The organism is Roseateles sp. 22389 (assembly GCF_052044995.1).
GTDB lineage: Bacteria > Pseudomonadota > Gammaproteobacteria > Burkholderiales > Burkholderiaceae_C > Roseateles.
The window spans coordinates 328,221-346,122 of the sequence record NZ_JBQEOF010000006.1; the positions used below are offsets into that span (position 1 = coordinate 328,221).

17 protein-coding genes are annotated in these 17,902 nt (G+C 69.6%); 10 read left to right on the top strand and 7 right to left on the bottom strand.

From position 1 onward, the window contains the following. Genes ACTJKJ_RS11525 through ACTJKJ_RS11535 form a run of 3 tightly spaced genes read left to right on the top strand, consistent with a single transcriptional unit; the run spans position 1 to position 3,327 of the window. Positions 1–1,374 carry an efflux RND transporter periplasmic adaptor subunit gene (locus ACTJKJ_RS11525; RefSeq protein WP_440820508.1) on the top strand — a complete coding sequence of 458 codons (1,374 nt, stop codon included), beginning with the start codon at positions 1–3 and terminating at the stop codon, positions 1,372–1,374. Further along, a complete protein-coding gene (locus ACTJKJ_RS11530) occupies positions 1,371–2,075 on the top strand; it encodes an ABC transporter ATP-binding protein (RefSeq protein WP_440820509.1) in 705 nt (234 codons plus the stop codon). Before ACTJKJ_RS11525 ends, ACTJKJ_RS11530 begins: the two co-directional genes overlap by 4 nt. Continuing rightward, positions 2,065–3,327, top strand: coding sequence for an ABC transporter permease (locus tag ACTJKJ_RS11535; RefSeq protein WP_440820510.1), 1,263 nt, complete (start codon positions 2,065–2,067; stop codon positions 3,325–3,327). Before ACTJKJ_RS11530 ends, ACTJKJ_RS11535 begins: the two co-directional genes overlap by 11 nt. Before the next feature lie 76 nt (positions 3,328–3,403). On the opposite strand, the gene ACTJKJ_RS11540 is transcribed toward ACTJKJ_RS11535, so the two are convergent. Continuing rightward, on the bottom strand, positions 3,404–4,006 hold the full coding sequence (locus ACTJKJ_RS11540) for an alpha-ketoglutarate-dependent dioxygenase AlkB (protein WP_440820511.1): 603 nt from the start codon (positions 4,004–4,006) through the stop codon (positions 3,404–3,406). A 125-nt stretch (positions 4,007–4,131) separates the two neighbouring features. On the opposite strand from ACTJKJ_RS11540, the gene ACTJKJ_RS11545 reads away from it, so the two are divergent. After that, a complete protein-coding gene (locus ACTJKJ_RS11545) occupies positions 4,132–5,343 on the top strand; it encodes a hypothetical protein (RefSeq protein ID WP_440820512.1) in 1,212 nt (403 codons plus the stop codon). Between the two features lie 62 nt (positions 5,344–5,405). Here ACTJKJ_RS11545 and ACTJKJ_RS11550 read toward each other — a convergent pair whose 3' ends face one another. The 4 genes from ACTJKJ_RS11550 to ACTJKJ_RS11565 form a co-directional block, all read right to left on the bottom strand. Further along, positions 5,406–6,065 carry a PEP-CTERM sorting domain-containing protein gene (locus ACTJKJ_RS11550; RefSeq protein ID WP_297381753.1) on the bottom strand — a complete coding sequence of 220 codons (660 nt, stop codon included), beginning with the start codon at positions 6,063–6,065 and terminating at the stop codon, positions 5,406–5,408. A gap of 190 nt (positions 6,066–6,255) precedes the next feature. Continuing rightward, complete coding sequence (locus ACTJKJ_RS11555) at positions 6,256–8,046, bottom strand: chloride channel protein (RefSeq protein WP_440820513.1); 1,791 nt, start codon at positions 8,044–8,046, stop codon at positions 6,256–6,258. Then, positions 8,043–8,468 carry a MarR family winged helix-turn-helix transcriptional regulator gene (locus tag ACTJKJ_RS11560; RefSeq protein WP_183480312.1) on the bottom strand — a complete coding sequence of 142 codons (426 nt, stop codon included), beginning with the start codon at positions 8,466–8,468 and terminating at the stop codon, positions 8,043–8,045. Before ACTJKJ_RS11560 ends, ACTJKJ_RS11555 begins: the two co-directional genes overlap by 4 nt. Positions 8,469–8,596: 128 nt before the next feature. Next, positions 8,597–9,127, bottom strand: a complete 531-nt coding sequence (locus ACTJKJ_RS11565) for a gamma carbonic anhydrase family protein (RefSeq protein WP_440820514.1) — start codon at positions 9,125–9,127, stop codon at positions 8,597–8,599. A gap of 73 nt (positions 9,128–9,200) precedes the next feature. Here ACTJKJ_RS11565 and ACTJKJ_RS11570 point away from each other — a divergent pair, with 73 nt between their 5' ends. Further along, entirely contained in the window at positions 9,201–9,557 is a 357-nt protein-coding gene (locus ACTJKJ_RS11570) for a hypothetical protein (protein WP_440820524.1), read from the top strand. A gap of 76 nt (positions 9,558–9,633) precedes the next feature. After that, a complete protein-coding gene (locus ACTJKJ_RS11575) occupies positions 9,634–10,674 on the top strand; it encodes a threo-3-hydroxy-L-aspartate ammonia-lyase (RefSeq protein WP_440820525.1) in 1,041 nt (346 codons plus the stop codon). A gap of 53 nt (positions 10,675–10,727) precedes the next feature. Here the strand turns inward: ACTJKJ_RS11575 and ACTJKJ_RS11580 are convergent, their stop codons facing one another. Beyond that, positions 10,728–11,687, bottom strand: coding sequence for a hypothetical protein (locus ACTJKJ_RS11580; protein ID WP_440820515.1), 960 nt, complete (start codon positions 11,685–11,687; stop codon positions 10,728–10,730). Then, complete coding sequence (locus ACTJKJ_RS11585; RefSeq protein WP_440820516.1) at positions 11,684–12,694, bottom strand: family 43 glycosylhydrolase; 1,011 nt, start codon at positions 12,692–12,694, stop codon at positions 11,684–11,686. Before ACTJKJ_RS11585 ends, ACTJKJ_RS11580 begins: the two co-directional genes overlap by 4 nt. A gap of 265 nt (positions 12,695–12,959) precedes the next feature. Between ACTJKJ_RS11585 and ACTJKJ_RS11590 the strand changes: the two genes are divergently transcribed. The 4 genes from ACTJKJ_RS11590 (at position 12,960) to ACTJKJ_RS11605 (ending at position 17,869) form a co-directional block, all read left to right on the top strand. Next, positions 12,960–13,583, top strand: coding sequence for a phosphohydrolase (locus tag ACTJKJ_RS11590; protein ID WP_343607909.1), 624 nt, complete (start codon positions 12,960–12,962; stop codon positions 13,581–13,583). Between the two features lie 183 nt (positions 13,584–13,766). Then, a complete protein-coding gene (locus ACTJKJ_RS11595) occupies positions 13,767–15,275 on the top strand; it encodes a CoA-acylating methylmalonate-semialdehyde dehydrogenase (RefSeq protein WP_440820517.1) in 1,509 nt (502 codons plus the stop codon). 13 nt (positions 15,276–15,288) lie between these two features. Next, the gene (locus ACTJKJ_RS11600; protein ID WP_440820518.1) at positions 15,289–16,449 is read left to right on the top strand and encodes an acyl-CoA dehydrogenase family protein; all 1,161 of its coding nucleotides are present in this window, start codon (positions 15,289–15,291) and stop codon (positions 16,447–16,449) included. A gap of 439 nt (positions 16,450–16,888) precedes the next feature. Next, positions 16,889–17,869, top strand: a complete 981-nt coding sequence (locus ACTJKJ_RS11605; RefSeq protein ID WP_440819474.1) for an IS110 family transposase — start codon at positions 16,889–16,891, stop codon at positions 17,867–17,869. The last annotated feature ends 33 nt before the right edge of the window (positions 17,870–17,902 follow it).

The window sequence follows — 17,902 nt, forward strand, 5'->3', positions numbered from 1 at the left end:
ATGCGCGCAGGTCTCACGCTTCGTCGGCTGTTCAGGGGCCTGGCCCTGTTGATCGCCGCCTCGATGCTGCTCGCGGTGGTGCGCTGCGTCACTTCGGAGGACGAAGCCTCCGAAGATGCGCCAGGCAGCGGTCACTGGCAGCGGGTGGAGGCGACCGACGGAGGCAGTGCGCTGACGCTCCAGGGCGCGCTGATGCCGCTGCGTTCGATGGACATCACGCCGCCCGCGATGGGCCGTCTGCAGGACGTGGCCGTGGCATGGGGCGACCGCGTGATCGCGGGGCAGCCGCTTGCCCATGTGCACAGCGCCGATCTGGCCACGCAGTTGCGCGAGGCCGAAGCCGCGATGCTGCGGCTGGAGCCGGAAGCCGAGGCCGATGCCAATCCCCGCGCCTCGGCGGACCTGCGGGCCGCGCAGCGCCGCCATCAGGCGGCATTGCGCGAGCTTGAATCCGCACGAGGGCGCGAGGCCGAGTCGCGCTTGCTGCTGGACAAGGGCTACATCGCCCGCAATGAGTTCGATCAGGCACGCCGCGAGGTCGAGACGCTGGCCAACACGATGGAAGAGGCCGCCGAGGAACTGCGGCGTGTCGAACGCCAGTGGTTGCCGGGGCAGTTGCGCGCGCGCGCCCTTGATCGCGCCAACGCCAAGGCACGCCTGGCCGACCTGCAGGCGCGTGCCAGGCAGCTCGCGCTCACCGCGCCGATTGGCGGGGTCGTGATGTATCCGGTGCGGGCCGAGGGCCGCGATGGTGGCGGACCCGTCCCCGAGTTGAAGGACGGCGCGCCGGTCAACGGCAACGAGGCGGTGATGACGATCGGCGACACCTCGTCCTACATCGTGCGCGTGCAGGCGGGTCAGGCCGACGTGCGCTGGCTGGCCAAGGGCCTGCCGGCCCGCGTCGATTTCTCCGTGCTGCGGGACCAGCCGATCGCTGCGACGGTGTACCGCGTGGCTGCGCTCGCGCGAACCGCGGGTGGTCCGCTGGCGCCTCCTGAGTTCGAGGTGGAGGTCCGCCTGCCAGCCGAAGGTACAAGCCTGAGCGCCGAGCAGACGACGGCATTGCGCCTGGGCACCGTGGCCCGCGTGCAGATTCCCCGGCCCGGCGCTGAGGCGCTGGTGCCGCTGCCGCTCGCTGCGCTGCAGTGGACCGGTGACGGTGGGGGTGCGGTGGCTCGCGTGAGAGCGGCATCGGGCCTCGTGGAGCAACGGACGCTGAAGCTCTCACGCGCTGACACCGAGCGGGCCTTCGTCAGCGCGGGGGTGCACATCGGTGAGGAGGTCTGGGTACCGGCCACCGGGCAGCCAAGCGGTGCGTCCGAGCGGCCCGGTCTGCTGCAACGCCTGTTTGGCGACACCGAGGAATCACGATGACTGCACGGTCGGGCGATGCGGCGCCGCTCGTTGAATTGCGCGGCGTATGCAAGACCTACGCGCATGCCGATTCAGCGGTGCATGCGCTGCGCGGCATTGATCTTTCGCTGCATCGTCGCGAGCGTGTGGCGGTCGTCGGTCCTTCGGGCTGCGGCAAGTCGACGCTCATGAATGTCATCGGGCTGCTCGACCGGTCGAGCGCCGGCACGCATCGCTTCGAGGGTCGCGACATGGCGGAGGGATCGGCGGAGCACCTCGCCTTCATGCGCAACCGGTGTATCGGTTTCGTTTTCCAGCAGTTCCATCTGCTCGACACCTTGAGTGCCGAGCGCAACGTGGAGCTGCCGCTGCTCTATGGCGGTTTGAGCGCCGCCGAGCGCAAGCGCCGCACGCAGCACTACCTCGGCGCGGTGGGGCTGAACCATCGGCGCGGCCATCGGCCTGTGGAGCTGTCGGGTGGCGAGCGGCAGCGCGTGGCGATCGCCCGCGCACTCGCCAGCGAGCCGCGCCTGCTGCTGGCCGACGAACCGACCGGCGCACTCGACTCCGACACCGGCCGGACCGTGCTCGATCTCATGCTCGGCCTGTGCGACGAACAGGCCATCACCCTGGTCATCGTGACGCACGACATGAGCGTCGCCGAGCGACTCGACCGACGCGTCGCGCTGCGCGACGGCCGCATCGAATCAGATGTCCGCTGACACCGCTCCGGGCCGCCTCGCGCACCTGCTGCGCGCCGTGCTGCTGGGCGCACGGTTCGCGGCGCAGCACCTTCGTCACAGCCGCATGCGCATCGCGCTGGCGGTGATCGGTGTGGCGATCGGTATCGCCTCGATCACCTCGATGCTGATCCTCGGTCACAGCATCGACGCCCGCCTGAGAAAGTCGCTCGACAGTCTGGGCGCCGACGTGGTCGCGCTCGCGATCACGTCGAGTGTGAGCGTCACGGCACCCAATGGCACCTACACGGAACTTCCCTTGCCCATCCCCGACGACGACAGCCGCACCCTCTGGAACGTGCTGCGCACCATGCCCGAGGTCGCGGGGCTGGCCACCTTCGAGCGCTTGCAATCGTGCCCGCACGGCGAGCCGATGGGCGACTACGAAGCCCATCGCATCGAGACCGCGATACAGCCGCTTCTTGCGCTGCGGCCGGCTCAGGGAACACTGCTGGACGCTGCCCAGACGGGGCCGGCCATCGTCGCGGGCGCGCAGGCGTGGAGGCGTCTGCGCGAGGCGCAGCCGGAGGCGGGGGTGGGCGGATCGGTGATGCTCTGCGGCAAGAGCTTCCGTGTGGCCGGGGTGCTCGCACCGCACCCAGGCACCGAGATCATCGAGGCGCTGCGCATCGACCACGCGCTGCTGCTCAACGACGCCGCGGCGGGGCAGCTCACGCTCCTGCGCGAGCCCATCAGCGGGCTCGTCAAGCTGCGCGACAACTTGCCGGCCCGAGCGGCCGCCGACCACATCGTGGCCCGGCTCAGCCGCCTGTTCGGGGACCGCCCGATCAGCGTGGCGGCTTCGGGCGCATGGCAGGTGAGCGAGGTGCGCCGGCAGCAGATCGCGCTGTACACAGGTTTTCTCGCGCTCGTCGGCGGCGTGTCGCTGCTGGTCAGTTCGCTGGGCATCGCCAATGTCATGCTCGCCGCGGTGGCCGAGCGTCGGCGCGAGATCGGACTGCGCGTGGCGCTGGGTGCCGCGCCACTCGACATCACGGTGCAGTTCATGGTCGAGAGTGTGGCGATCTGCCTCGTGGGCGGCATGGCGGGCCTGGCGCTCGGCGTCGGCCTGGCCGCGCTCACGTTGAAGGTGGTGGGCTACGAGCTTGCGCTCTCTTTCGCGACCCTCGTGATGCCCGCACTGCTGGCCGCGGTTTGCGGCCTCGCGGCGGGCGTGTATCCCGCCCGCCTCGCCGCGCGAGCCGACCCCATCAGCAGCCTTCAAAGCGTGTGATCCGGCGCGGACATCTCTCGCGTTGTCAAGGACCGGTGTCCCGCGGGGCCATCGACGCAGGCCCCGTGTTCATCGATCACTTCGCTCGCGCGGTCCGGAACGTGATCGACCACCGCAGCCGCTCGACCGGCGCGACGCTGTGTTGCCACGCCCAGCGCGAAGGACCGCGCAGTGCGTAGATCGATCGCGGCTCGACGGTGAGCTTGAGGACGTCGGCGCGCTTGGGCGCATCGGGCGGGTAGGGGCGGAATCGCAGCGTTGCCGGAGCGCCGAGCGACACGCCGAACACGTCCTCGAAGTCCGGCACGTCGCGGTGCCAGCCGAGCGGCGTACCGGGCGCGTATTCGGCCACCAACGTGTGAACGAGGGCTTCCGGCGCGATCCCCGCCCATTGCGCGACGCGCTCGCGAAGGGGATGCAGCGCTTCGATCAGCGGCTGCGCGGGGCGCAGGCGGTTGGCGTCGTAGTCGAAGCTGCCGCCATAGCTGACGACACGGCGGCGCGCGGTGTATTGCTTGTACTGCGCCGCTTCAAGCGGCAGCGTGCCGATGAGCGCGATCAGCGCGTGCTCCTCGTCGGGCGACAGGAAAGCGGACTGATAACGCATGCCGCCGGGCAGGGCGCCGGCGGGCGGATCGAAGTCGTCGAAGAGGGAGGGCTGATCGGCGCTGGGAGACATGCGGGAGAGTATTGCAGGCCCCTCAGCAATCCGCACCGTCCATGGACGGTAGCCGACCGATCCTCGGATGGGGAATGGATGCGCATAGTGAGCCCGCCCGCCACACCATCCTCACGAGGAAGATCATGATCCGCCATCACGACCACACCACGGCCGCGCGCACCGGCGTCGCGCAATCGCTGTTCGCCGCTCTCGTGCTCGTCGCATCGCTCGTCGCTGCACCCTCCGCTCGCGCCGACTCCGGCGTCGGCATCGAGTGGGGCATGGAGGTCGCGCATGGCGCCCTCGGCCTCCGGGTCTTGCGCGACGGCGCCTACGTCCCCTACGGGGTCCGCAGCGACACCAGGTTCTGCGTCGACGGCAAGCTCTACTGCCTCACGCCCGACGTCTTCATGTCGACCGAGAGCCTGAAGATGCAGGAGCTGGAGATCCAGACCGCGCCCGTGCGGCACGACGACGCGAAGACCTGGGCCCGCCTGCTCGAGATCACGCAGGCGCTCTTCACCAGCGTGACCAAGCGCTGCAAGGCGGTGCCCTGCTTCGTCAAGCTGACCGACATCGGCAGCGACCTCGGCCAGGCCTGGGCGGTACCGCCGGAGGGCGAGGTCGGCATCTTCATCGCCCGCGACGCCGGGGTGCCCGCCATCGGCGACTTCTACGGCAACGCGCAGGCCAACCTCGACGTCACCGTCGCCCAGCTCGCGGACCCGGCCAGGAACGAGCAGCTCTTCAGCACCACCATCGGGCGGCGCACGTACCCGGTGGTCGCGCAGCGGCTCGCGACGGCGGCGCCGACCTTGAAGGGCGTCACCGGCCTCCTCGCCCACGTGGTCGCGGCCCGCGCCTACCTGCGCCGGCACCAGCACGGCGGCGTCGGTGATCGCAAGAATGCGTACGACGCGTATCCCAAGTCGATCCTCGGTGCGGTGCTCGCCGCGCTGCCGCCCAGCGTCGCGGCGCCTGCGGTCACGCAGCTCGGCAACCTCGTCGACGTCTGCCGCGACGCGGTGACCCGTCGCGAGCGCATCACCGAGGATCTCGTCGACCCGGCCGACCCCGGCGCGCCGTCGGTCGCCGACGCGTGCACCCAAGAGACGAAGGCGGTGAAGGAAGCGATCTGGAACGGCGCCGTGATCGCCACCGGCAATCCGGTCATGGTCGACGAAAAGAAGAAGATCGCGCCCCGCACCGCCGGCTCCGACCTGGTGGTGGTGCTCGAGCTGCGCCTCGACCAGTCGCTGGCCCGCGACGCTGGACTCGTGGTCCGCGACGGCCGGTTCGCGCTCCGCGACCCCGACGGATTCATGATCGATCTCGCCCGGTTCTACGCCCCCTGACGGTCGACCCGTTCCGCTTCGAGCGCCATGGCCGCGAACGGCGCTTCGCGGCCGCCGAGAACCTAGCCCGCGCGTGACCGCCGTCTCGCGATGGCGGCCAGCAGTCCCACGCCCGCGATCATCAGCGCGTAAGTCGACGGCTCCGGGATCGGCATCGCCAGCCAGGTGCCGCCGCCCGGACCCGAGCCCCCGGCGGCGAAGCCATCCTCATTGCCGGCGATGAAGCCGTCCCGGCCCGTCGAGCTCGTGATCCCGGTCTCGTCGTGGCGGCCGGTGGGAAGAATCCAGTAGTCCCGCAGCCAGATGTTCCAGTCCGTGGGCAGGCCGTTGGCGTCGACGCTGTTGATCTTCAGGTCACCGCTCAACTCGTGCCAGACGGAGCAGCAGACCTCGCCGCCTGGCACCAAGGGCGTCTCGATCGAGAAGTGATGGCCGGGATCCATCGCCGCCTGTACCGAGAGCCGGAACCAGCTCACGTCGCTCAGCGAGGTGCCCGCGGTCAGCGGCGCGTCGTCGATCAGCTCCACGACGATCCGCCCCGTGGTCGTGTAGTCGAAGTAGGGCGAGTCCGGAGGCAACCGGAAATGCGAGAAGTGCATCGGGATGGTGTTGCCGAGGTAGACGTAGCGGAATTCCTCGGCGGCAGCCGGCGCGCTGGCGGTCAATCCGAAAACGGCGCAGGCGCACAGGCGCATCAGCGCCCGCGAAAGCAGCGATGTCATGGTGGTCTCCCTGTTCTATGTGTCGGCAGCAAGGCTGCCGCCGAAACATTAGGCGAGGCGCCCCCTTCGGGCCATCACGCGCATCGGCGATTGCAGGGACACGCCGGACCGATTCGAGCGACAGCCAGCATCCCCTGTCCGGCATGCGGCTTGCCATCCAGCGGCCGCGAAGCGAAGGCGCCTTGACGCCTCAGCCCGACCTCCACGGCAGCCCGCGCAGTCGCTCGCGCTTTTCTTCCTCGTCGAAATGGGCCAGCGAGGGCTTGATCAGGTCGCTGCGCGTCACCATGCCCACCAGCGCCATCGACTCGGCATCCTGCACCACCGGCAGTCGCTCGAGCCGGTGCCGCGCCATCCGCGTCGCCACCGCGCGGCAGTTGTCTGTGGGCAGCGCGAACTGGACCGGCGCACCGGCACAGGCCTCGCCGACCGTGAGCGCCGGCCTCGACTCGTCCGCGGCCAGCAGCGCGCGATCCGCAACGCCCACCACCGCGCCGTCGCGCAGCACCGGGAACCCGCGATGCGCCTGCCCCGGCCCGAAGCGCTCGGCCAGCGCCTCCTGGATCGTCGAACGCGCATCGAGGGTTTGCACCTCGCGCGTCATCACTTCATCGACGCTGTGCCGCTCGAGCGGATCGACGCCGTACTCGCGATAGATGTGATACCCGCGCCGGGCGATCTTCTCCGTGAGGATGGACCGGCGCATCGTCAGCACCGTGAAGCCGTAGGCCACCGCCGAGGTCGTCAGCAGCGGCAGCAGCGCATTGCTGTCGTGCGTGAGCCCGAACGCGAACAGCGTCGCCGTGAGCGGCGCCCGCATCGTGCCGCCGAGCGTCGCGGCCATGCAGACCATCGGCCACAGCATCGGATCATTGCCCGGGAACACATGCGACAGCACCACGCCCAGTCCGGCGCCCATCATCAGCAGCGGCGCGAGCACGCCGCCCGAGGTGCCGGATGCCAGCGAGATCACCCAGATCACCGCCTTGACCGCCAGCAGCGCGACCGCCACGCCCAGCGCGAGCCGGTTGTTGAGCAGGTCGCCGATCACGTCGTAGCCCACGCCGAGCGCGCGCGGCTGCAGCCAGCCGCCGATGCCGACGGCCAGGCCACCGATCGCCGGCCACCACATCCAGTGGATCGGAAGCCGCCCGAACGCGTCCTCGACCTTGTAGAGCGACAGCGACAGCGAAGCCGACAGCGCCCCGCACAGCACGCCCGCGACCACGCACCACACCAGCGTCATCGGGCCGGGGACCAGCGTCTGGAGCGGGAACAGCGGCCCGGGCTCCATCAGCAGCGGGCGCAGGAAGCCCGCCGCCGCGCAGGCCACGGCCACCGGCAGCAGGCTGCGCGGGCGCAACTCGAAGAGCAGCAGTTCGACCGCCAGCAGCACCGCCGCCACCGGCGTCCCGAACACCGCCGTCATCCCCGCGGTGGCGCCCGCCACCAGCAGCGCCTTGCGTTCGGCCGCCGTCAGGTGGAAGTGCTGCGCGATCAGCGAGCCGATGGCGCCGCCGGTCATGATGATCGGCCCCTCGGCGCCGAAAGGCCCGCCGCTGCCGATCACGATGCCCGAGGACAGCGGCTTGAGCACCGCGACCTTCGGCGACATGCGGCTCTTGCCGAACAGGATCGCCTCGATCGCCTCCGGGATGCCGTGGCCGCGGATCTTCTCCGAGCCGTAGCGCGCCACCAGTCCGACGATCAGGCCACCGATCACCGGCACCACGATCACCCAAGCGCCCAGTGTGTGCGTGGCCGGCGAGCGCTCCGCCAGCGAGAAGCTCTGGAAGAAGAACAGGTTGGTGAAGAAGCGGATCAGGTCGAGCAGCACGCGCGCCGCCACGGTGCTCAGCGCGCCGATGCCGATGGCCATCGCGGTGATGCGCAGCAGCCGCGCGTCGAGCGAGAAATCGCCGCGATGCGGCTTGCGCGCGTGGCGTGCGGCCGGGGCTCCGGACCTGGCGTGTGCGTTCATGGCTGCTCCGGAAGGTCGATCTGCGGCACCTTGAACACGCCCTTGAGCGAGCGCAGTTCAGCGCGGTGCAGCGCCGCCAGGCGCTCCAGCAGCCGCTGGCCCTCGGGCAGCAGATGCACCTCGACCTGGCGCCGATCGGCCTCGCTCGGACGGCGCTCGACCAGCGACAGCGCTTCACAGCGCGTGACCAGCGTCACCGCCGCATGGGGCTGCACCTGCAGCCGCTCGGCGATGTCGCCCACGGTCGCCCATTCGCGACCGGGCTGGCCCTTGATGTGCAGCAGCACCAGGTACTGCTGCGGCGTCAGGCCTTCCGCCTGCGCGGCGCGTTCGGAGAAGCGCTCGAAACGGCGCATCTGGTAGCGGAAGTCCGACAGGGACTCGAAGTCCTTCTTGGAAGGCGTCCGGGAGGAGGGCGGCATGTCGTCGACGGCGCGAAAAAGCCGCGAGTATATGTCGCGTCACGACATATATGCATCGCGTCGCGATATATCCATGCCGGCGCCGCTGCGCCGCTGCGCCGCTGCGCGCGCGAGTGCAGGCGCCGTATTCAGCCGCCCAGGTAGTTGTCCTTGACCCGGATGTAATGCTCGGCGGAGTACTTCAGGTAGGCGATCTCCTCGGCCGTCAGCTCGCGCACCGCGACCGCTGGCCGGCCGACGTAGAGGTGGCCGCTCTTGAGCACCTTTCCCGGCGACACCAGGCTGCCGGCGCCGATCATCACGCGGTCCTCGACGACCACGTCGTCCATCACGATCGAGCCCATGCCGATCAGGCACTCGTTGCCGATGCGGCAGCCATGCAGGATCACCGAATGCCCCACCGTCACGTGGTCGCCGATGATCAGCGGCGAGCCCTCCGGCTTCTTCGCGGACTTGTGCGAGACATGCCCCATCGCGAAGTCCTGGATGTTGCTGCCGGTGCCGATGACAATCCGGTTCACGTCGCCGCGCAGCACGGTGTTGCACCAGACCGAGCTTTCGGGGCCGATCGTCACGTCGCCGATCACCTGCGCGGAGTCGTGGATGAACACGCGCTCGGCAACGTCCGGCGAGGTGGAGAGGTAAGAGGACAAGGGCATGGCGGAAGGCGTGGGGAAACGGAAGAAGAAGGCGATTGTGGCGGCAGGCGGCGAGGCCGCGCCCGCCAGGAAGGTGAAGGCGGCCGCTGCACCCAAGGCGCCGCGCGAGAAGCGCCATCACCACCACGTCTACGTCGTCGAGCTCGCGGACCAGGTCTGGAACGAGCCGCGCTTTCGCAAGGCCAACCCGGACTACCGGCTGGGCATGCCCTTCGTCTACGTCGGCATGACGGGCCTCGATCCCGACCTGCGCTTCGACAAGCACAAGGCCGGCATCCAGGCCAACCGCTTCGTCTTCGATTACGGCCTGCGCCTGCTGCCGCGGCTCTATGAGGTCTACAACCCGATGCCCTACGAGGCCGCGCGCGAAATGGAGGTGGAACTGGCCATCGGCCTGCGCGAGGCCGGCTACGGTGTATGGCAGGCCTGAGCCTGTTGCGGTACAGCGCGCAGGCATGATGGCGCGTCCCATCGACCAGGAGCCGAGATTGACCGCCACGCCCGCCATGCCGCCCGCCTCCGTGTCCGCCCCCGTATCCGCCCCCGCATCCGCCGACGCGCCGCTGAATCTCCCCAGCTTCGACGACGTCGAGGCCGCCGCCCGCCGCATCGAGGGCCAGGCGCACCGCACGCCGGTGCTCACGTCTCGCACCGTCGATGAGCGGCTGGGCGCCAGTGTCTTCTTCAAGTGCGAGAACTTCCAGCGCATGGGCGCCTTCAAGTTCCGCGGCGCGTTCAACGCGCTGTCGCGCTTCACGCCCGAGCAGCGCCGGCGCGGCGTGGTGGCCTTCTCCTCGGGCAACCATGCGCAGGCGATCGCGCTGTCGGCGCGTCTGCTGGGCATGCCGTCCACCATCGTGATGCCCAAGGACGCACCCGCCGCGAAGATCGCCGCGACACGCGGCTACGGCGGCGAGGTTGTCCTCTACGACCGCTACACCGAGGACCGCCAGCAGATCGGCCGCGACCTGGCGGAGAAGCATGGCCTGACGCTGATCCCGCCCTACGACCACGCCGACGTGATCAGCGGCCAGGGCACCGCGGCGAAGGAGCTGATCGAGGAAGTCGGCCCGCTGGGCGCCGTGTTCACGCCGCTGGGCGGCGGCGGGCTGCTGTCGGGCACGGCGCTGGCGGTGCGCGCGCTGTCGCCGGCTGCGAAGGTCTATGGCGTCGAGCCCGATGCGGGCAACGACGGCCAGCAGTCCTTCCGCAGCGGCAAGCTGGTCCACATCGACACGCCGCGCACCATCGCCGACGGCGTCCAGACGCAGCAGCTCGGCGACCTGACCTTCGCGCTGATCCGGCGCCTGGTCGATGACGTCGTCACCGTCCCGGATGCCGCGCTGGTCGAGGCGATGGGCTTCTTCGCGACGCGCATGAAGATGATGGTCGAGCCGACCGGCTGCCTGGGCTTCGCCGCGGTGCAGGCGATGAAGGATCAGCTCCAGGGCCAGCGCATCGGCATCGTCATCAGCGGCGGCAATGTCGACCTGGCGCGCTTCTGCGAGCTGGTCGGGGCCTCGGCGGCCGGGACCGCCGCCGCCTGAGCACGCGGACACCGCCGCCTGGGCCGGCGCTCAAGCGGCGAATGGGCCGGCGCTCATGTCGGCGGCTTGAGGAAGCGATCCACGTCGCGCGCGACGACCGCGGCGCGCAGCCGCTCCACCCAGGCGAGCACTGCCGCGCGACGCTCCGGATGCTCGCTGGCCTGTAGGCCGTTCATCACGAAGTCCTCGCGGGACGACGCCTTGCACGTGCCATCGATGAGGCAAGGCCCCCAGACGATCACGTCTTGGCCGTCACAGACCAGCCCGAGCGAGCAGGGCAGCAGGACCGCTGCGCCCTCCAGCAACTGGCGTTCATCGCCGTCGATGCGCTTGCCGTCGAAGACGATGGCCTCGCCGTCGCGCGCCAGCAGGCTGGGGCCGAGCTCGGCGAGCATCAACGGGTCCGGTCGCGACAGGATGGCCGCCAGGCGCTCCCGGGCCTGCGCGCTGCCGGGGCGGGCCGGTTGATCCATCACCGCGATCAGCGGATCGATCGCGCCCGGCGGCACGTTCATCGCCTCGCGCAACTCGTCCGGCTGCAGCTGCGAGCAACCGGCCGCGAGCTGGTCGCGCAGCGCCATCGCGTGCTGCGCGACCGGCTGGTTCAGGTCGATCGCCGGTTGGAAGGCGGCGGGCACCAGGCGATCGCGCATCTCGACCATCTCCAGCACCGAGCACTGCCGAGCCAGCGCACGCGCGTACAGCCACCCGCCTTCCGACCGGTGCCGCAGCGCGGTCAACACGCTGGTGCGGAGTTCCGACAGCGGGGCGCGCAGCAGCGCGCCGAGGTCGGCGCGGCCGTCGGCGCCGGCCGGCAGCGGCGCGAGCCGGGGCGCCGAGGCGGCGCCCGCCGCGAAGGCGGGATCCGCGCGCTCTGGCCGCGCCGTCGTCGGTGGAGCGAGAAGCTGGGCCAGCGTGACGGGCTCGCGGCCAGGGCCGACGAGCGAGCCGACCGCGAGCCCGGCCAGCGCCCCCAGCACCGCCGCGAGGACCGCGACGCGGCGGACGCTCACCACACGGGCTGCGGCCACCCGTCCGAGCCCCAGGTCACGTTGTTGATGAACAGCACCGGCGCGCCGTTGTTCTGCGCGTCGTAGGCATGCCAGGCGATGACCGACCCGTCGGCCAGCAGCGACTGCCCGCCCGGTCCCTTGAAGCGCGAGCCGCTGGACGCCAGCACCGTGCCGCCGCCCGACATCAGCGCCACGCCGGCCTTGTCGACGTAGGGCCCGGTGATCGAGCTCGATCGCCCGACGACGATGCGGTAGGTGCTGTCCGCGCCCTTGCAGCAGGCGTTCTTGGACGCGAAGAGGTAGTACCAGGTCGTCCCGTTCGTCGCATGCGAGATCACGAAGCCGTTCTCGATGCCGTTGACGTTGTCGCGCGCGATGTTGACCGGCGTGCCCGAGGGTTTCAGCGTGGTGCTGCTGACCGGGCGGATGAAGATGCCGTTCCAGAACGAGCCGTAGACCAGATAGGGACTGCCGCTCGTCGTCTTGGCCAGCGCCGGGTCGATCGCGTTGAAGTTGTCGCCGGGCGCCGACGTGATCACCGCCCCCTGGTCCACCCACTTGCCGGCCGCGATGCCGCCGGCGGAGGTCGTCAGCCCGATCGCCGACTTCTGCGAGCCGAAGCTCGACACCGCGTAGTAGCAGTAGCCCATCGAGCCCCATTCGCCGCAGCCGGGCGCCCAGACCTGGGCCGGCTTGCCGGCGGCCACGTACTGCTGCCACCAGGACAGGCCGCTACCGAAGATCGGCACGCCCTGCGTCCACGCGTGGCCGTCGCTGGAGAACTTCACGCCGATGCCGTTGTTGTCGGTGGTCTCGAAGATCCACCAGGTCGTGCTGGTCTTGTAGATGTTGGGATCGTGCGTGCCGAGCGAGCCGCTCAGGGTCCAGGGCGCGGCGGCCGCGGCGGTGGCCAGCGCGGCGGCGCCCAGCGCGAGGAGGCCGCGCGCGAGTCGGCGCGTGAGGCCGTGCGTGAGACCACGCGATTGGCGCGGGAAGGCGAAGGTCATGTCTTGTCTCCGGTCTTGTGGTTGTCGTGACCGGGTCCGCGCCGCCGCGGGTCGTGCCGCGGCGGTTTTCGGACCCGCGGAGGATGCTAGGAAGCGGGCGCTGGCCGCACCAATGAAATCGGCAGGGCCGTTGATGCCGGTTCCGGCATCGAGGGGAAACGCGGGGTCGCGCCGCGGGCGCGAGGGACGGCCGCGGGGCGGGGCGACGTGGGCCAGCGCCCGCTGCTGCCAATCCTGGCCGGGGCGGCTCGCTACAGTCTGCCGCATGACCGACCATCCCCGCGCCTGGATCCGCCTACCCTCCGGGGCGGCGCTCGACCTGATCAATCCCTCGCCACAGGCCTGGACCGACCAGGACCTCGCGCTGCGCCTGGCGCGCACCTACCGCTGGGGCGGCGAATCCATCTGGCCCTGGCCGTTGTCCGTCGCGCAGCACTCGCTGCTCGTGCTGGCGCTGCGGCGCCAATGGGCGCAGGAAGCCGGCGCGCCGCTCTCCCTCGCACTGCAACGCGCTGAACTGCTGCATGACGCCGAGGAAGGCTTCCTCGGCTTCGATTGCATCTCGCCGCTCAAGCGCGTGCTGGGCGAGCCCTTCCGCATCGTCGGCGACCGGCTGATGCAGGCCATCGCCACGCGCTACCGGATGCCGGACTGGACGCCGGACACCCATGCGCTGCACAAACGCGCCGACAGCATCGCCGCCGCGACCGAGGCCGTGCACTGCACCGGCTGGTCCGAGCGCGAAGTGCGCGAGGTGCTCGGCATCACGCATCCCGTGCTGGGCACCGATCCCTTGCAGGCGCTGTACGGCGGCACGCCGTGGGAGCCGTGGCCGTCGGACGTGGCGGCGGCGCGATTCCTCGATGAGCTGAGGCGCCTGGCCGATTGAGCGTCATGCGTGGCGCGACCCGCTGCGCGGTCCGCTGATTCGCAAACTTCGCGGGACAGGTCGCCGGGCTGCGAAGCGCTTCGCCACTTTTCCTTTTCACAGCGGGGCGCGGGCGCGCCGCGCGGGCCGTTCGCCGATAGATTCTTCTGGAGCCCCTGACCGAGGGGAGCACCAGGAGACACGATGACCCGCGACGATGTGCCGCGCATTCCGCTGTTGATCAACGGCGAGTTCGTTCAATCCCGCAGCGCCGAATGGCGCGACGTGATCAACCCCGCGACGCAGCAGCGCCTGGCGCGCGTGCCGATGGCCACGCCCGGCGAGGTCGAGGCCGCCATCGCCGCCGCGCGCGAGGCCTTCAAGACCTGGCGCAAGACGCCGATCGGCGTGCGCGCCCGCATCTTCCTCAAGTACCAGCAGCTGATCCGCGATCACCTCAAGTCGCTGGCCACCACGCTGACGGCGGAGCAGGGCAAGACGCTGGCCGATGCCGAGGGCGACGTGTTCCGCGGCCTGGAGGTGGTGGAGCATGCGGCCAACATCGGCTCGCTGCAGATGGGCGAGCGCGCGCACAACGTGGCGGGTGGCGTCGACACCTACACGCTGCTGCAGCCGCTGGGCGTGTGCGCCGGCATCACGCCGTTCAACTTCCCCGCGATGATCCCGCTGTGGATGTTCCCGATGGCGATCGCTTGCGGCAACACCTTCGTGCTCAAGCCCTCGGAGCAAGATCCGATGGTGACGATGCGGCTGGTCGAGCTGGCGCTGGAGGCCGGCATCCCCAAGGGCGTGCTCAACGTCGTGCATGGCGGCGAGGACGTGGTCAACGCGCTGTGCGACCACGCGGACATCCGCGCGGTGTCCTTCGTCGGATCGACGCGCGTGGGCACGCTGGTGCACGACCGCGCCACGAAGGCCGGAAAGCGCGTGCAATGCATGATGGGCGCGAAGAACCACGCCGTCGTGCTGCCCGATGCGCACAAGGAGCAGGCGCTGAACGCGCTGGTGGGCGCCGCCTTCGGCGCGGCGGGGCAGCGCTGCATGGCGGTGTCGGTGGCGGTGCTGGTCGGCGCGGCGCGCGACTGGCTGCCCGAGCTGATCGAGAAGGCCAGGGGCCTGAGCGTCGGCGCCGGCGATTCGGCGACGACGGACGTGGGGCCGCTGATCTCGTGCGCGGCGCGGGACCGGGTGGAGCAGCTCATCGCGTGTGGCATCGAGGACGGCGCGACGTTGGCGCTCGATGGCCGGCTGCCGCCGCTGAGCGGTCAACTGAAGGAGGGTAACTTCGTCGGCCCGACGGTGTTCAGCGGCGTGAAGCCCGGCATGAGCATCTATGAGCAGGAGGTCTTCGGCCCGGTGCTGTGTGTCGCGGAGGCGGCGACGCTCGACGAGGCGATCGCGATGATCAACGCCAACCCGAACGGCAACGGCACGGCGCTGTTCACGCAGTCCGGCGCGGCGGCGCGGCGCTTCGAGGACGAGATCGACGTGGGTCAGGTCGGCATCAACGTGCCGATTCCAGTGCCGGTGCCGCTGTTTTCGTTCACGGGATCGCGCGCGTCCAAGCTGGGCGACCTGGGGCCCTACGGCAAGCAGGTGGTGCTCTTCTACACGCAGACGAAGACGGTGACGGCGCGCTGGTTCGACGACGCGTCCACTGGCGGCGTCAACACGACGATCAGCCTGAAGTGAGGCGGAGCCGCCCATGGACTTCGAGTTGAACGAGCAGCAGCGGGCCTTCCAGCAGGCGGCGCGGGACTTCGCGCACGACGAGATGGCGCCGCATGCGGCGGCGTGGGACGCGGGCGGGATCTTCCCGCGCGACACGCTGCGGCATGCGGGCGAGCTGGGCTTTTGCGGGCTCTACGCGGAAGAGGCGGCGGGCGGTCTCGGCCTGCCGCGGCTGGACGCGACGCTGGTCTTCGAGGAGCTGGCCGCGGCCTGCCCGTCGACGACGGCGTTCCTGAGCATCCACAACATGGCGACGTGGATGGTGACGGCGTTCGCGCGGCCCGAGGTCGCCGCGCAATGGGGGCCGGCGCTCTGCGCAGGGAGCAAGCTGGCGTCCTACTGCCTCACCGAGCCGGGCGCGGGGTCGGATGCGGCATCGCTGCGCACGACGGCGCGGCGCGATGGCGATGCGTACGTGCTCGACGGTGGCAAGGCCTTCATCTCCGGCGCGGGCGCGACCGACGTGCTGGTCGTGATGGCGCGCACCGGCGGGGCGGGCGCGGATGGCATCTCCGCCTTCCTCGTCGAGGCCGATGCCGCAGGCATCGAGTACGGCCGCAAGGAGGACAAGATGGGCTGGAACAGCCAGCCCACGCGCGCGATCGCCTTCGATGGGGTGCGCGTGCCGGCGGCGCAGTTGCTCGGTGAGGAAGGGCAGGGCTTTCGCATCGCGATGCAGGGGCTGGACGGCGGCCGCATCAATATCGCGACCTGCTCGGTGGGCGCGGCGCAGGGCGCGTTGACCGCGGCGCAGCGTTACATGCACGAGAGGCGACAGTTCGGGCGGGCGTTGGCGGACATGCAGGCGCTGCAGTTCAAGCTCGCCGACATGGCCACCGAGCTGGTCGCCGCGCGGCAGATGGTGCGGCTGGCCGCGTCCAAGCTGGACGCGAAGTCGCCCGACGCGCAGGTGTACTGCGCGATGGCCAAGCGGCTGGCGACGGACATCGGCTTCGGCGTGTGCAACGAGGCGCTGCAGATCCACGGCGGTTACGGCTACATCCGCGAGTACCCGCTGGAGCGCTATCTGCGCGACGCGCGCGTGCACCAGATCCTCGAAGGCACGAACGAGATCATGCGGGTCATCGTTGCGAGGCGGATGCTGCAGGACCACGCGCCTGAAGCGATCCGGTGAACACGGCGCTCCTGCACTGCCACCGCCGCTGGCCCTCACCCCTCCCTCTCCCGCAAGCGGGAGAGGGGGAAAGAAAGGGCTGCCGTACTGCCTCGGCCGCTGGCCCTCACCCCTCCCTCTCCCGCAAGCGGGAGAGGGGGAAGAAAGGGCTGCCGTACTGCCTCGGCCGCTGGCCCTCACCCCAACCCTCTCCCGCAAGCGGGCGAGGGAGTCATACCCGGCAGCGATCGCTCGTTCTTACACCCTTGTATCTTTCGTTTTGAGAGTACACACAGGTTTGTTTTGGCAGTTGTCCACAGCCCGTCTGCCCTCTGGGATACCTAGCCCGTGGGAGAGCATTTGGCGTGGACGACTGGCCGTCTGTTGAGCAAGCCCGAACAGTTGCTGGACGGCCGACATGCACTGGCGTGCTCGGACCTCGAATTTGCAAGGATGGGAAATGGCAGGCGCACCTGAACTGATTTTTGTTGGTATCGATGTTTCCAAAGCCACGCTTGAGGTGGCCTTGAATGACAGGGACAAGACGCAGACCTTCAGCAACGATGAGCCCGGTTTGAAGTCGCTGTTGGCGATGCTCACTGAGATGCGCGAGCGCGTGGGAGTCGTTCTGCTGGAAGCCACCGGTGGGCTGGAGCAGCCGGCGGCGGCGATGCTGTGCGCGCATGGTTTGGCCGTCATGGTGATCAATCCGCGCCAGGCGCATGACTTCGCCAAAGCGATGGGCTACCTGGCCAAGACGGACCGCACGGACGCGAAGATGCTGTCGCAGTTTGCGCGCACGCTGCATGCCAGCGACCGGCGCGAGCGACTGCTCTACAAACTGCCCACGGACGCGCAGGAGACACTGCTAGCCATGGTGACGCGGCGCAGTCAGCTCGTGGCCATGCGGGTGGCTGAGCACAACCGATTGGCGAGCATGCACGCGTCGCAGCGCAAGAGCATTCGCACCATTCTGAAGATGCTGGACCACCAAATCGGAAAGATCGATGACGATGCGGGCGGCTTCCTGAAGGAGCACTTCAAGGACAAGCTGGAGTTGCTCAAAGGGCTCAAGGGAGTGGGGCCAGGCACACAAGCGATGCTGATGGCTGCGCTGCCCGAACTCGGCCAACTCAAGCGACGCGAGATCGCCAAACTCGTGGGTGTGGCGCCGTTGAACAACGACAGCGGCACATTCAAGGGTCGGCGCTCCACCTGGGGTGGACGGGCCAATGTCCGTTCGGCGCTGTACATGGCTTCGCTCAGCGCTGTGCGTTATGACCCTGTCCTCAGGAGCTTCTACGAACGACTGGTGCAAGCGGGCAAGCCTAAGAAGGTGGCGCTGACCGCCTGCATGCACAAGCTGCTCACCATCATCAACGCCGTCATCAAGTCCGGCACCGCTTGGCAGCCCTCTTATCCACAGCCCGCGCTAGCCTGATTAGCGCTTGACTTGGAACACAGTTGCTCTCCC

Excerpts from the sequence above, each read along its gene's own strand:
- ACTJKJ_RS11555 (WP_440820513.1), bottom strand. The coding sequence starts at position 8,046 with ATGAACGCACACGCCAGGTCCGGAGCCCCGGCCGCACGCCACGCGCGC.
- ACTJKJ_RS11545 (WP_440820512.1), top strand. The coding sequence starts at position 4,132 with ATGATCCGCCATCACGACCACACCACGGCCGCGCGCACCGGCGTCGCG.
- ACTJKJ_RS11535 (WP_440820510.1), top strand. The coding sequence starts at position 2,065 with ATGTCCGCTGACACCGCTCCGGGCCGCCTCGCGCACCTGCTGCGCGCC.
- ACTJKJ_RS11540 (WP_440820511.1), bottom strand. The coding sequence starts at position 4,006 with ATGTCTCCCAGCGCCGATCAGCCCTCCCTCTTCGACGACTTCGATCCG.
- ACTJKJ_RS11600 (WP_440820518.1), top strand. The coding sequence starts at position 15,289 with ATGGACTTCGAGTTGAACGAGCAGCAGCGGGCCTTCCAGCAGGCGGCG.
- ACTJKJ_RS11560 (WP_183480312.1), bottom strand. The coding sequence starts at position 8,468 with ATGCCGCCCTCCTCCCGGACGCCTTCCAAGAAGGACTTCGAGTCCCTG.
- ACTJKJ_RS11605 (WP_440819474.1), top strand. The coding sequence starts at position 16,889 with ATGGCAGGCGCACCTGAACTGATTTTTGTTGGTATCGATGTTTCCAAA.
- ACTJKJ_RS11590 (WP_343607909.1), top strand. The coding sequence starts at position 12,960 with ATGACCGACCATCCCCGCGCCTGGATCCGCCTACCCTCCGGGGCGGCG.
- ACTJKJ_RS11525 (WP_440820508.1), top strand. The coding sequence starts at position 1 with ATGCGCGCAGGTCTCACGCTTCGTCGGCTGTTCAGGGGCCTGGCCCTG.
- ACTJKJ_RS11565 (WP_440820514.1), bottom strand. The coding sequence starts at position 9,127 with ATGCCCTTGTCCTCTTACCTCTCCACCTCGCCGGACGTTGCCGAGCGC.
- ACTJKJ_RS11595 (WP_440820517.1), top strand. The coding sequence starts at position 13,767 with ATGACCCGCGACGATGTGCCGCGCATTCCGCTGTTGATCAACGGCGAG.
- ACTJKJ_RS11530 (WP_440820509.1), top strand. The coding sequence starts at position 1,371 with ATGACTGCACGGTCGGGCGATGCGGCGCCGCTCGTTGAATTGCGCGGC.
- ACTJKJ_RS11585 (WP_440820516.1), bottom strand. The coding sequence starts at position 12,694 with ATGACCTTCGCCTTCCCGCGCCAATCGCGTGGTCTCACGCACGGCCTC.
- ACTJKJ_RS11575 (WP_440820525.1), top strand. The coding sequence starts at position 9,634 with ATGCCGCCCGCCTCCGTGTCCGCCCCCGTATCCGCCCCCGCATCCGCC.
- ACTJKJ_RS11550 (WP_297381753.1), bottom strand. The coding sequence starts at position 6,065 with ATGACATCGCTGCTTTCGCGGGCGCTGATGCGCCTGTGCGCCTGCGCC.